We start from the raw sequence: 11584 nt of genomic DNA, 5'->3' as shown, positions 1-11584 counted from the left end.
AGCAATCGGCGGGGCCGAGGCCCTGTCTCTTTCGGATGAAAGGTGGCTCTCCATGATCTCGCGTTCTCGTCGAAATGTCCTGAAACTCGCGCTGCTTGCCGGGGCCGTGCCGATGCTGGGCGGGGTCGCCCGACAGGCGCTTGCCGGCGATCGCCCCTATGCGCCTGCGGCCAGCGACTGGCGCAAGTTTCAGACCCGCACCGTCATCACACTACCCGAAGGGCCCGGCCCGGCGCAGGTCTGGTTGCCGGTGCCCTCGGTCGACAGCGACTATCAGCGCAGCCTTGACGACAGCTGGACCGGCAATGCGACCTCGGCCGAGCTGGTGACCGACAAGTCCGGCGCGAAATTCCTGCATGCCAGCTTTGAAAACGGCGGCGCGCCGCATCTGGAACTGGTCAGCACCGTACAGACCCGCAATCGCACCATCGACTGGACCAAGGAATCCGCCTTTAAGGAGGACCCGGCAATCCTGAAAGCCGCGCTGCAACCGTCCGGCTATAAGCCTTTGGATGGCGTCGTGGCCGAGACGGCGGCCAAGATCACCAAAGGGGCCGAGACCGATGTGGATCGGGTGCGTCTGATCTATAATTGGATCGTCGAGCATTGCTACCGCAACATGGACACGCCTGGCTGTGGTCCGGGCGACAATGTGGCGACGCTGACCACTGCCGGGCTGGGCGGCAAATGCGCCGATCTGAACGGGCTTTTCGTGGGTCTTGCACGGGCCTCCGGGGTGCCGGCGCGGGATGTGTTCGGGGTAAGGGTCGCGCCCTCGGCCTTTGGCTACAAGCAGCTTGGCGCGAACAGCGCGACCATCACCGGGGCGCAACATTGCCGCGCCGAGGTCTACCTGACCGGTTATGGCTGGGTGGCGATGGACCCGGCGGATGTGCTGAAGGTCATGCGCGCCGAGACCGAGACCTGGATCAAGGACCCGGACGATCCGCTGGTCAAGCAGGTCAATGGCGCGCTGTTCGGCAATTGGGAGGGCAACTGGGTCGCCTATAATACCGCCGAGGATCTGCATCTGCCGGGCCGTGCCGCCGTGCTGCCCTTCATGATGTATCCGCAGGCGAATGTCGGCGACCAGATCGTGAACGAACTGGACGCCAAGGCCTTCACCTATGAGATCACCGCCGCCGAGGCGTGATCCCGCGCGGGAAGCCGGGACACCGGCTTCCCCGCCCTAGCGGCAGGACGCGGCGCTGACCCCGATGCCACGCAGCCCCCAATCCGTCATCTGTGCCAGCAATTGCTGGCCCGCCGCGTCAAAGGCCGGGATCAGGTCGGACGTGCGGGTCGAGGCCGAGGTGGTCGTCACACTGAACGTGCTCCGCGCCGCGACCGAGGCGCTCATTTCATTGACCAGTTGCGCATCGACGGTCATGCGGATCACCGCGCCCTTGCCCGAGACTTCGGCGTTGAAATCGTGGATCTCGCTGAGCAGCGCATAATCCCCGGCGGTGCCCAGTGGCGCGCGTCCGACATGGGTGAAGACATCATAGGCGCCAAAGCCGCGCACCAGCAGGTTCTGCAGCGTGACCGGCACGGTATCGCCCCATTGCGCATCGGGCAGGTATTGCGTCTGGATCGCCGAGGGGCGGATCATGATGCGTTCGGTGTTCAGCGTGCCGCGCGATTTCGGTTCCTCGATCACCAGTTCCGCGATGCGCCCGCGCCCGCAATGTTTCGCGCTGGGGTCAAGTGGGCGCAGCTCGAACACGTCCAGACGCGGGCCACCCGACAGGTTCGAGATCGCCGCGCAGCCCGCAAGCAGCGGCATCAGGGCAAGGGCAATCAGCGGGGACAGGCGGGCCATGTTACCTCTCAGCGACGGAATTCGGGCGTGCGCGGCCCGGTGATGATCTGGGACGGGTTGCGCTTCAGCGCGTTCACCAGCTGGTTCAGGTTGCCCACCAGCCCGCGCAGGTCGCGCGCCAGCCCGGTGAATTGCGGCAGCCCTTCACGCGTGAAAGCCTGCACCGGGGCGCGCGCGCCGTCCAGCATGGCGCTAAGGCCGCTGAAGGCACTGTCGGCACTGTCGGCGGCGGCGCGCAGCCGGGCCGTGATTTCGGGAATGTCCTCGGTCACGCTGCCGATGGCCTCGTTGAAACGGGCAAGAGTGGCGCGCAGGTCGGCAGCGACCGGGCCGATTTCGGAATTGATCATGCGGTCGGCCCCGTCAAAGGCGCGCTCGGCCGAGGCGAGCGTGCGCCCGCCCACCTCAAGCGCGGCATCGATGCGGTCCATGGTGCCGCCGGCGCGGTCGGTCAACCGGGTCAGGTCGGCCTGCAAGCTGGTCGCGGTCTGGTCCAGCCTTTGCGTCAGGCCGCGCAGGTCTTCGGTGACATAGCCGCGCAATTCGTCCAGCGTCGCGGTCCCTGAAATCAGCGCGGCATCGGCCTTTTTCGCGGTGTCGTTGAATTGGGCCAAGGCGGTATCGGCATTGCCGAAGGTGGTTTCGGCCGCCTTGCCCAGACTGTCGAGCTTGCTGCCAAAGCCGGAAATATCCGAGGCCGCCGAGGCAATCGAGTCGGTCGCATGCGTCACATCGGCCAAGGCCTTGTCCAGATTGGCGCTGGAGCGTTCGACATTGCCCAGAATGGCGGTGACGCGGCCTTGGTTTTCCTCGCTCAGCAGGCGGGTCATCTGTTCGGCCACGGTGTTCAGCCGCGAGATCATCTCGGGGCCCTGATCGCTGAGCGTCTGCAGCGCCGAGCGGTTGGCGGGGATCACCGGGACCGCGCCCGGACTGATCTCGCGCAGCAAGGGTGCGTCGGTGGTGCCTGCGCTGATCGCCACGTTGGAAATGCCCGTCACCCCCTGAATCTCGATCGAGGCGCGGGAATTGGTGCGGATGGGCGTGTCCTCGGCCACCTGCACCTGAACCTTGACCGCGCCACCGGGCTGGTTCGACAGCGACATGTCCACGACGCTGCCCACCGACAGCCCGGCAAAGGTCACAGTCGAGGACGAGCCCAGCCCCGAGACCTCGTTGAAATAGATGTCATAGGTGGCGAATTGCTGACGCAGTTCGATCTTGGCAAAGACCATCAGAAAGCCCAGCAGACCCAGAAAGCCCGCAAGGGTAAAGGCGCCGATCAGAACGAAATTGGCCTTGGTCTCCATTCCCTCACTCTGTCCCGGCTGTCACGGCGCGGGCGCGCGGGCCGTGGAAATAGTCATGCACCCAAGGATGGTCTACTTTCAGCATCTCGGCCATGGTGCCGGTGGCCAGAACCTTTCTTTCGGCCAGAACCGCGACGCGGTCGCAACAGGCATGCAGCGTATCCAGATCATGGGTGACCAGAAACACCGACAGGTTCAGCGCATCGCGCAGGGCGACGATCAGCCGGTCAAAGGCATCCGCGCCGATCGGGTCCAGCCCGGCGGTGGGCTCGTCCAGAAAGACGATTTCGGGGTCCAGCGCCAAGGCTCGTGCCAGCCCCGCGCGCTTGCGCATGCCCCCCGACAGGTCCGAGGGATATTTCCCGTTCGCGTTCCATGGCAGCCCTGCCATCGCGACCTTCAGCTGCGCCAGCCCCTCGCGTTGTTCGGGCGTCAGGCCGGGAACGGCACGCAGGGGCACCTCGACGTTTTCCTGAACGCTCAGGGCGGAAAACAGCGCGCCGTCCTGGAACATCACGCCCCAGCGCCGCTCCAGCGCCTCACGCGCAAGGCCCGACAGCGATTGTACGTCCTGTCCCAGCACCCGGACCTGACCGGCGGCGGGCCGGATCAGCCCGACGATGGTGCGCAGCAGCACCGATTTCCCGGTCCCCGAGCCGCCGACCACGCCCAGAATCTCGCCACGGCGCAGGTCCAGATCCAGCCCCTCATGGACCACATGTTCGCCGAAACGGGTGGTCAGCCCGCGCACCTCGATGACGTTTTCGCTCACAGCCCGACCTCGGCAAAGAAGATCGAGAACAGCGCGTCCAGCACGATCACCGCGAAGATCGCATTGACCACCGCGGTCGAGGTCTGCGCGCCCAGCGATTCCGCGTCCTTGCCGACTTTCATCCCGGCATGGCAGCCGATGATGCCGATGACCACGGCAAAGACCGGGGCCTTGAGCATGCCGACGATCACATGGTCGACATCGGTTTCGGTGATCAGCCGATAGCGGAACATGGCGGGCGAAATACCCAGCTCATACCATGTCATCAGCCCGCCGCCGACCAGACCCGCGACATCGGCGATCAGCCCAAGGATCGGCAGCGTCACCACCAGCGCCAGCACGCGCGGCAGGATCAGCACCATGTCCGGGTCCATGCCCAAAGTGCGCATGGCGTCGATTTCCTCGCGCATCTTCATCGAGCCGATCGAGGCCGTCAGCGCCGAGGCCGTGCGTCCGGCCACGATGATCGCGGTCAGCAAAATGCCCAGTTCGCGCAGGATCGAGATGGCGATCAGGTCGACGACAAAGACCTCGGCCCCGAATTGTTGCAATTGCACTGCGCCCTGAAAGGCCAGCACCACGCCGATCAGAAAGGACATCAGCGCCACGATCGGCACGGCGCGCAGCCCGGTTTCCTGACAGTGATGCACGAAGGAGGTCAGCCGGAAATCCGCAGGGTGGCGGATGGCACGGGCAAGGGCGGCCAGAAAGCGGCCCAGATATTCGGCGATCTCGCGCAGGAAGATCAAAGCGCGGGTGACGCGCTGTCCGATCCCTTCCAGCAGCCGATGCCAGAACGGATCGGCAGCGGTCGCGGTATCGGGACCGGGGCTGGCGGCAATCACGGATTCAAGCAGCTTGTCCTGACCGGGCGTCATGCCCGCCAGCACCGCCCCCGAGGCCCGGCGTTGCGCCAGATACCATGCGGCGGCAGTGTCGAAGCGGGTCAGGCCGGACAGGTCGATATGGCGTGCCGAGGCGGCGGATTCGGGCAGTTGGGGCAGGGTCCAGACGGTGAACTCCCCGGCCAGCCGCAGTGCCTCGCCCTCGGCGCTGATCGTCAGGTGATGGTCCTTGGAAAGATCGTTCATGGCAATCCCTGCCGTGGCCTGCCTAGTCAACCTTCTGGCGAAAACCGGGCAATGTCAAACCCCTGCGGGCGGCGACCAGTTCGTGCGTCCCTGCGACAAAGCGCGCATCATCCGTACCGGCTCGGTTCGGGCCAGCCGCAGGACATGGGCCATATAGGGCTGGGCAAGGTCATCCTCGCGCACGGCGGCGTAAAGGCGGCGCAGCATTCCCTGCGGTCCCAGCGGCAGCAGCGCCAGTTCCGGATTGCCGGCATGGGCGCGCAGAACCCAATCCGGCATCACCGCCACCCCGCGCCCCGAGGCGATCAGCATCAGGGCCACGGCGGTCTGTTCGACCTGCCGGTGATGGGCGGGTTCGACCCCGGCGGGATCAAGGAATTGCGAATAGACATCCAGCCGCGCCCGATCCATCGGATAGGTGATCAGCGTTTCGGTTGCGAAATCCTGCGGCTCGGCAAAGCCCTTGGCGACCAGCGGATGGGCGGCAGGGACCACCATGGTCGGGGCATAGTCGAACAGCGGCTGATAGGCGATGCCCGGCATGTCCTCGGGGTCTGACGAGATCACCAGATCGACTTGCCCCCGGACCAACGCCGGCAGCGCCTTCAGCGCGAGGCTGGAGCGAATGTCCAGATCGACCTCGGGCCAGGCCCGACGGAACTGGTCCAGCACCGGCAGCAGCCAGTCGAAGCAATGATGGCATTCCATCGCCACATGCAGCCGTCCGGCGCGGCCCAGTTCCACCGCGCGGAATTCGGCCTCGGCGGATTCGATCAGTGGCAGCACCTGTTCGGCGGTGCGCAGCAGCCGCATCCCGGCGGCGGACAGACGCAAAGGCTTGGTCTTGCGCAGGAACAGCTCGACCCCGGCCTGTTCCTCCAAGGCCTTGATCTGATGGGAAAGCGCCGATTGCGTCAGGTTCAGCATCTCGGCGGCGCGGGCCAGACCGCCCTGTTCATGGATGGCGCGCAGACTGCGCAAATGGCGAAGTTCCAGATGCATCTTGAATGAAACTCATCACGATCTTGAAGATTATGAATTTGTCTCACGTCATGGACCATGTCACAAGTCCCGCCAGAAAAAGGACCATGCCATGACCACGCCCGCCGTCAGCTTCGAATTCTTCCCGCCCCGGAACCTCGACCAGTCGTTCCGGCTGTGGGATACGGCGCGCGCGCTGGCACCCTTGGGCCCGGACTTCGTCTCGGTCACCTATGGCGCGGGCGGCACCACCCGGCAGTTGACGCATGAGGCGGTGACGGCGCTGGCCAGCCATTACGGGCTGAATGTCGCGGCGCATCTGACCTGCGTCGATGCCACGCGCGAGGAAACCCTGCAGATCGTCGCCGATTACGCAGCGGCGGGCGTGCATGAGATCGTCGCCTTGCGCGGCGACGCGCCGCAAGGTCAGGACCGCTTCACCGCGCATCCCGACGGCTTCGCCAATTCGGTCGAGCTGATCGAGGCAATTGCCGCGCGCGGCGACATGAAGATCCGCTGCGGCGCTTACCCCGAACCGCATCCCGACAGCCCCGATACCGCCGCCGATGTGGCATGGCTGAAGCGCAAGTCGGATGCGGGTGCGACCAGCGCCATCACCCAGTTCTTCTTTGACGCCGACACATTCTTCCGTTTCCGCGATCAATGCGAAAAAGCGGGCATCACCGCCGCGATCCTGCCCGGCATCCTGCCGATCCAAAGCTGGGCTGGCGCACGCCGTTTTGCCGAGCGCTGCGGCACCTCGGTTCCGGCATGGGCCGAGGAGGCCTTTGCGCAGGCTGGCAAAGAGGGCGAGGCGCGACTGGCGCAAGAAGTCTGCGTGAAGCTGTGCGAACAGCTGGTCGCGGGCGGCGTCGACCGGCTGCATTTCTACACGCTGAACAAGCCTGATCTGGTGCTGAAGGTCTGCGCCGCGCTTGGCGTCACCCCCAAGGGCGCGCTTCCGAACGTCGCCTGATCAGGCGTGCGCCGAGTGATCGGTGCCGCCATCGCCCGGCAGCCGCAGCCGGAACCGCGGCCTTTCCGGCGCTGCCGTGGCCAGCGCACCGACCAGATGCGCCGGACCGGCATAGGGCAGGGGCACCGACGGATGCAGCGCCTCTCCGGTGGCCAGCCCGACCTTGCGGGCCGAACGGCGCAGGAAGGCCTTGCCCCAGCGATGCCACGATCCCAGCCGGGGCGCGTCGGGGTCGCAGGGGTGCTGGTCCTGCCAGTTTTCGGGCAGGGGCAATCCATCCTCAGCGGCGCGCGACAGCAGCCAGACCAGCGGCAGGTTGGCCAAGGGCCGCGCGGCCTCGTGCCCTAAAAGCTGGCCGCCGATATCGGGATGAGCGCCGCGAAACCACAGCTGTTCAATGCGCTGGTCCTGCCTGCCCTCGGTCCATAAGACCGGGGCAAAGGCGTGGCGGGTTTCGTCCAGCGCCAGCGCATGAACACCGCGCGCCACGTTGCCTGCCAGCCGCCCCTTGGAATAGTCGAACCCGTCCCCGGCGCTGTCCGAAAACGGCAGCGACATCACCGTGTCCAGCAGCCCGACCATGCGGATCGGGACGTGATCGTGCCGCATATGCGCCGCAATCGGTCCGCCGTCGTAGCGATAGCTGTTCCACGCGCAAAGCAGGTTCTGATCGCTGGCCTCTTCTCGGCGCAGCAGGCCGATGCGGTCGATCATCTCGGCCAGCGCGCAGATGCCCATGCCACCGCGCGAATATCCGAACAGGAACAGCGGTTCACCCGGCTGCCATGTCCGCGCCAGCCAAGCATAGGCGTTTCGGATATTCTGTTCGACCGTCTGCACCGAGATCAGCAGGGGCAAGGTGCGCCAGGCCGCCCATTGCTGGCCTGGCGCATAATGCAAATTCACCTTGCCCTGCAATGGGCCGAGCCGGCCCGAAAGCATGGCGTGAATTCGGGTAATGGACGATCCCTGACCCTCTGCCAGCGAAGCGAAGGTTCCGTCCATCAACACCACATGAAAAATGGATGCGTGATCAGATTCCATAAGCTCAGGCTAGCATGGAATCAGCAACCGGGAATTGATCGCGTCAGGAAAGTGACCGAACAGACAGGTGCGCCATCTGCCCGAAGCCATTGAAGCGGGTGTTCGTCACGGTCGAATACGCGCCCGCACCCTGAAAGATCAGGTAGTCGCCCTCCTGGATATTGGCGGGCAGGGCAATCTCTCCGGGCAGCCGGTCGAGCGAGTCGCAGGTCGGCCCGAAAACGGTGCGCGGGATGGGATCGCCTGAGCGGGGGGCGCCTTCGGGGGTCAGGACCTGCAGCCGGTCCAGATTGCCGATCTGCGGCAATTCCGTCAGCCCGCCATAGACGCCATCATTCAGGAAAACGGCTGCGCCGTCGCGTACCGCCTTGACCCGCGTGATCAGAGCAAAGGCATCGGCGCACATGCCGCGCCCCGGCTCGCAGACCAGTTCCGGGCGGTCGGCGCCGAATGCGGCCTCGGTGGCGCTGTCGATCAGTTCGAAGATCGTGGTCAGGTCCGGCGCAATCGCCTGCACCCGGTGCGAGGGGAAGCCGCCGCCCACATTCAGCCGCCGCGCCTTGACCCCCGCCATGTCGCAGATCCGCGCGGCGGTGGTGATATAGCTTTCCCATGCCTGCGGATCGCCGCATTGCGTGCCGGGATGGAAGGTCAGCGACGGGATATAGCCGCGATCCGCCACCGCCCGCAGCAATTCTGCCGCCAGTTCCGGCGAAGCGCCGAATTTCGAGCCGAAATCATAGGCCGCCCCAGACACCGGCAGCTTGAAGCGGGGCGAGATCTCGCAATTTTCGGATGGGACGCGCTGGAACAGCTTCTCCAACTCGGACCAGCTATCCACCGACCATGACTTTACCCCCGCCGCGACGCCATGGGCGATCTCCGCGCGCGCGCGGACCGGGTTGTGGTAATGGCGCGCGGCATGGGGGGCGAGACGGCCGATCAGGTCGATCTCATAGGGCGAGGCGACATCGAATCCCTTCACGCCAGCCGCAGCAAGGGTGCGGATGATCGCCTTGTCGGGATTGGATTTCACCGCATAGGTGACCAGACCGGGAAAGCCGCGCAGGAAACGCTGCGCCGTCGCGCGCAGGACCGCGGGATCAAAGACCATGACCGGATCTTCCGGGGCCAAAACGCGAATGATCTCGGCGGGGTTGTTCCAGACGGTCTTGGGGCCACGGCCTTCGGTCAGTCCCATCGGCAGATCCTTCCTTTGCGTTCGGGAACGGGGGTGACCTCAAGTCTGCGCCTGATTGTTTCCGGTTGATGCAACGAAAAGGGTGGAATTGCGCGCTGGATCGGTTAAATCGACCAAAATGGCGTCAATATGTCAGGTGTTGAATTTGGACGAGCTGGATCGGGGCATTCTGGCCCATCTTGCGCAGGATGCGCGGCAATCGGTGGCGGTTCTGGCGCGGCGGCTGAAAGTTGCGCGCTCGACCGTGCAGGCGCGGCTGGAGCGGCTGGAAACCTCGGGGGCGATTGCCGGTTATACGCTGCGGTTGGGGGATGCGGCGCGGGAAAACCGCATCCGTGCCACCTGCCTGCTGACCATCGAGCCGCGCTCGCAGGCGGGTATCCTGACCCGACTGCGCAGCCTGCCCGAGGTCGAACGCATCCACACGACCAGCGGAAGGGTGGATCTTTTGCTGCAGCTGGCGGCCACATCGACCAGCCAGCTTGACGATGTGCTGGATCAGATCGGCAGTCTGACCGGGGTCAGGTCCAGCGAAAGCCTGATCCACCTGTCGACCAAGCTGGACCGGGCGACCTAAGCCGTCTCGGGGCGCAGCAGGGTGATGACCGTATCGCCATATTTGCGCTGATCGATCCGCTCCAGCCCCGTCACGGCGGGCGGGGCGGAAGATTCCTCCCAGACGATCATCGCGCCGGGGGCGATCCAGCCATTGGCCAAGGCCGAGGCGATGGCCTGTTCGCCCAAACCCTTGCCATAGGGCGGGTCCAGGAAGATCAGGTCGAAACCTGGTCCTCGGTTTTCGCCCAGCTTGGTCGCGTCGCGCCGCCAGACATCGGTGACACCCATGGCGCGGGCCTTTTCGATATTCTGGCGCAGCAGCGCGCGGGCCGCGACGCCGTCATCGACAAAGGCCACGCGGGCCGCGCCGCGCGACAGCGCTTCAAGCCCCAGCGCACCGGTGCCCGCGAACAGGTCCAGCACCCGCGCGCCGGGGATCGGATTGCCATGCGTGCCATTGACCAGCAGGTTGAAGATCGACTCGCGCACCCGGTCGGTGGTCGGGCGCAGATGGGCCGCAGTGTCGCCCGCGCCCACATCCGCCAGTTTCAGCCCGCGCAGATTGCCGCCGATGATCCGCATTACATCAGGGCCTTCAGATCGGTGGCCTCGGTCACGGCCTCGGGCGAGGGCGACTTGCCGCCCTCGATCAACCGCTTGCCGATCATATAGGCGCGGGCGTCGTTCAGCGCATCGACGGCGATCAGGCGGCCGTCACGATAATACCAGACCGAGCCGCCATGCGTGCCCGCGCCCGGCCGGGTCACGACCTGATCATAACCGGCATTCAACCCGGCGATCTGCAGTTTCGCGTCGAACTGATCAGACCAGAACCACGGTTTAGGCAAGTAGTCCGCGCCAGCGCCCAGCATGTTCGCGGCAACCGCCTCGGCCATGTCGATGGCATTGCCGACACTTTCCAGCCGCATCTGCCCGTCAGGGGCAGGGAAGCTGGCGCAATCGCCCGCCGCCCAGATCGCCGGGTCCGAGCTGCGCCCCTGCACATCCGTGGCGATGCCGTTATCGACCGCCAGTCCGGCGGCCTCGGCCAGGGCGGTTTCGGGGGCAACGCCGATGCCGCAGATGACCAGATCGGCGGGCAGGTGACGGCCATCCGACAGGGTCACGCCGTCGGCGGCTTCCGTCCCGGTGATACGCTCGATCCCGACGCCTTCGATGATGTCCACGCCATGCGCGCGGTGGAGTGCGCGGATCATGTCGGCGGTCTGGGCGCTGGCGACCCGGCCAAGGATGCGCGGCGCGGCTTCGACCAGCGTCACATGCAGCCCCAGCTTGCGGGCGACGGCGGCGGCCTCAAGTCCGATATAGCCGCCACCGATCACCACCAGACGGCGGCCCGCCACCAGCGCGGGTTTCGCCGCCGCGATATCGGCCAGATTGCGCACCACATGCACGCCGGGCAGGTGGCCACCCATCGTCTGCGGCAGGCGGCGGGGGCTTGCGCCCAGCGTCAGGGCCAGCGCGTCATAGGGATGCTCACCCTTGTCGGTCACGACGACCCGTCGCGCGCGGTCGATGCCGGTCGCGCGCTCGGCCAGATGCAGGGTGATCCCCTGTTCCGCCCACCATTCCGCGCCGCGCAGGGTCAGCCGGTCCAGCCCCATTTCGCCCAGCAGATAGGCTTTCGACAAAGGCGGGCGCTGATAGGGCGGCTCGGCCTCGTCTCCGATCAAGGTGATCGGCCCCTGATGCCCCAGCGCCCGCAATTTCGCCGCCATCGAGGCCGCTGCCTGCCCCGCACCAAGGATCACGATATTCATTCTTTGCCCTTACTGGTCTGCCCAAGGCGCGCAGCCTATAGTCCGCCC

The 11584-nt window shown here is 65.8% G+C and carries 12 protein-coding genes; 3 read left to right on the top strand and 9 right to left on the bottom strand.

Annotated elements, in window-relative coordinates; translation table 11 throughout:
- Positions 1-52: 52 nt before the first annotated feature.
- Positions 53-1153 (top strand): transglutaminase-like domain-containing protein, encoded by a 1101-nt coding sequence (locus IB235_RS04875; protein ID WP_192335857.1) that lies wholly within the window; start codon positions 53-55, stop codon positions 1151-1153.
- A 36-nt stretch (positions 1154-1189) separates the two neighbouring features.
- Here IB235_RS04875 and IB235_RS04870 read toward each other — a convergent pair whose 3' ends face one another.
- Genes IB235_RS04870 through IB235_RS04850 form a run of 5 tightly spaced genes read right to left on the bottom strand, consistent with a single transcriptional unit; the run spans position 1190 to position 5997 of the window.
- Positions 1190-1822 carry an ABC-type transport auxiliary lipoprotein family protein gene (locus IB235_RS04870; RefSeq protein WP_155038453.1) on the bottom strand — a complete coding sequence of 211 codons (633 nt, stop codon included), beginning with the start codon at positions 1820-1822 and terminating at the stop codon, positions 1190-1192.
- Positions 1823-1830: 8 nt separating this feature from the next.
- A complete protein-coding gene (locus IB235_RS04865) occupies positions 1831-3132 on the bottom strand; it encodes an MlaD family protein (RefSeq protein ID WP_192335856.1) in 1302 nt (433 codons plus the stop codon).
- A 4-nt stretch (positions 3133-3136) separates the two neighbouring features.
- Positions 3137-3904 carry an ABC transporter ATP-binding protein gene (locus IB235_RS04860; protein ID WP_192335855.1) on the bottom strand — a complete coding sequence of 256 codons (768 nt, stop codon included), beginning with the start codon at positions 3902-3904 and terminating at the stop codon, positions 3137-3139.
- A complete protein-coding gene (locus tag IB235_RS04855; protein WP_155038451.1) occupies positions 3901-4995 on the bottom strand; it encodes an ABC transporter permease in 1095 nt (364 codons plus the stop codon). Before IB235_RS04855 ends, IB235_RS04860 begins: the two co-directional genes overlap by 4 nt.
- Before the next feature lie 54 nt (positions 4996-5049).
- On the bottom strand, positions 5050-5997 hold the full coding sequence (locus tag IB235_RS04850) for a LysR family transcriptional regulator (protein WP_155038450.1): 948 nt from the start codon (positions 5995-5997) through the stop codon (positions 5050-5052).
- 91 nt (positions 5998-6088) lie between these two features.
- On the opposite strand from IB235_RS04850, the gene metF reads away from it, so the two are divergent.
- Positions 6089-6952 carry a methylenetetrahydrofolate reductase [NAD(P)H] gene (gene metF / locus IB235_RS04845; RefSeq protein WP_192335854.1) on the top strand — a complete coding sequence of 288 codons (864 nt, stop codon included), beginning with the start codon at positions 6089-6091 and terminating at the stop codon, positions 6950-6952.
- On the opposite strand, the gene IB235_RS04840 is transcribed toward metF, so the two are convergent.
- Together IB235_RS04840 and IB235_RS04835 are read right to left on the bottom strand one after the other, a co-directional pair.
- Positions 6953-7957 carry a DUF2235 domain-containing protein gene (locus IB235_RS04840; RefSeq protein ID WP_192335853.1) on the bottom strand — a complete coding sequence of 335 codons (1005 nt, stop codon included), beginning with the start codon at positions 7955-7957 and terminating at the stop codon, positions 6953-6955.
- Between the two features lie 82 nt (positions 7958-8039).
- Complete coding sequence (locus tag IB235_RS04835; protein WP_192335852.1) at positions 8040-9197, bottom strand: type III PLP-dependent enzyme; 1158 nt, start codon at positions 9195-9197, stop codon at positions 8040-8042.
- A gap of 145 nt (positions 9198-9342) precedes the next feature.
- Here IB235_RS04835 and IB235_RS04830 point away from each other — a divergent pair, with 145 nt between their 5' ends.
- Entirely contained in the window at positions 9343-9774 is a 432-nt protein-coding gene (locus tag IB235_RS04830) for an Lrp/AsnC family transcriptional regulator (RefSeq protein ID WP_155038446.1), read from the top strand.
- Here the strand turns inward: IB235_RS04830 and rsmD are convergent.
- Complete coding sequence (rsmD, locus tag IB235_RS04825) at positions 9771-10337, bottom strand: 16S rRNA (guanine(966)-N(2))-methyltransferase RsmD (protein ID WP_192335851.1); 567 nt, start codon at positions 10335-10337, stop codon at positions 9771-9773. The genes IB235_RS04830 and rsmD overlap by 4 nt on opposite strands.
- The gene (locus IB235_RS04820; RefSeq protein WP_192335850.1) at positions 10337-11536 is read right to left on the bottom strand and encodes an NAD(P)/FAD-dependent oxidoreductase; all 1200 of its coding nucleotides are present in this window, start codon (positions 11534-11536) and stop codon (positions 10337-10339) included. The genes rsmD and IB235_RS04820 overlap by 1 nt, the downstream gene beginning before the upstream one ends.
- Positions 11537-11584: the final 48 nt, after the last annotated feature.

The sequence above is a fragment of the Paracoccus sp. PAR01 genome (assembly GCF_014851995.1).
Classification (GTDB): Bacteria; Pseudomonadota; Alphaproteobacteria; order Rhodobacterales; family Rhodobacteraceae; genus Paracoccus; species Paracoccus litorisediminis.
Note: the sequence above shows the minus strand (reverse complement) of the source record. Positions and strands in the feature narration are given on the sequence as shown.

Excerpts from the sequence above, each read along its gene's own strand:
- metF (WP_192335854.1), top strand. The coding sequence starts at position 6,089 with ATGACCACGCCCGCCGTCAGCTTCGAATTCTTCCCGCCCCGGAACCTC.
- IB235_RS04835 (WP_192335852.1), bottom strand. The coding sequence starts at position 9,197 with ATGGGACTGACCGAAGGCCGTGGCCCCAAGACCGTCTGGAACAACCCC.
- IB235_RS04855 (WP_155038451.1), bottom strand. The coding sequence starts at position 4,995 with ATGAACGATCTTTCCAAGGACCATCACCTGACGATCAGCGCCGAGGGC.
- rsmD (WP_192335851.1), bottom strand. The coding sequence starts at position 10,337 with ATGCGGATCATCGGCGGCAATCTGCGCGGGCTGAAACTGGCGGATGTG.
- IB235_RS04870 (WP_155038453.1), bottom strand. The coding sequence starts at position 1,822 with ATGGCCCGCCTGTCCCCGCTGATTGCCCTTGCCCTGATGCCGCTGCTT.
- IB235_RS04865 (WP_192335856.1), bottom strand. The coding sequence starts at position 3,132 with ATGGAGACCAAGGCCAATTTCGTTCTGATCGGCGCCTTTACCCTTGCG.
- IB235_RS04850 (WP_155038450.1), bottom strand. The coding sequence starts at position 5,997 with ATGCATCTGGAACTTCGCCATTTGCGCAGTCTGCGCGCCATCCATGAA.
- IB235_RS04820 (WP_192335850.1), bottom strand. The coding sequence starts at position 11,536 with ATGAATATCGTGATCCTTGGTGCGGGGCAGGCAGCGGCCTCGATGGCG.
- IB235_RS04840 (WP_192335853.1), bottom strand. The coding sequence starts at position 7,957 with ATGGACGGAACCTTCGCTTCGCTGGCAGAGGGTCAGGGATCGTCCATT.
- IB235_RS04875 (WP_192335857.1), top strand. The coding sequence starts at position 53 with ATGATCTCGCGTTCTCGTCGAAATGTCCTGAAACTCGCGCTGCTTGCC.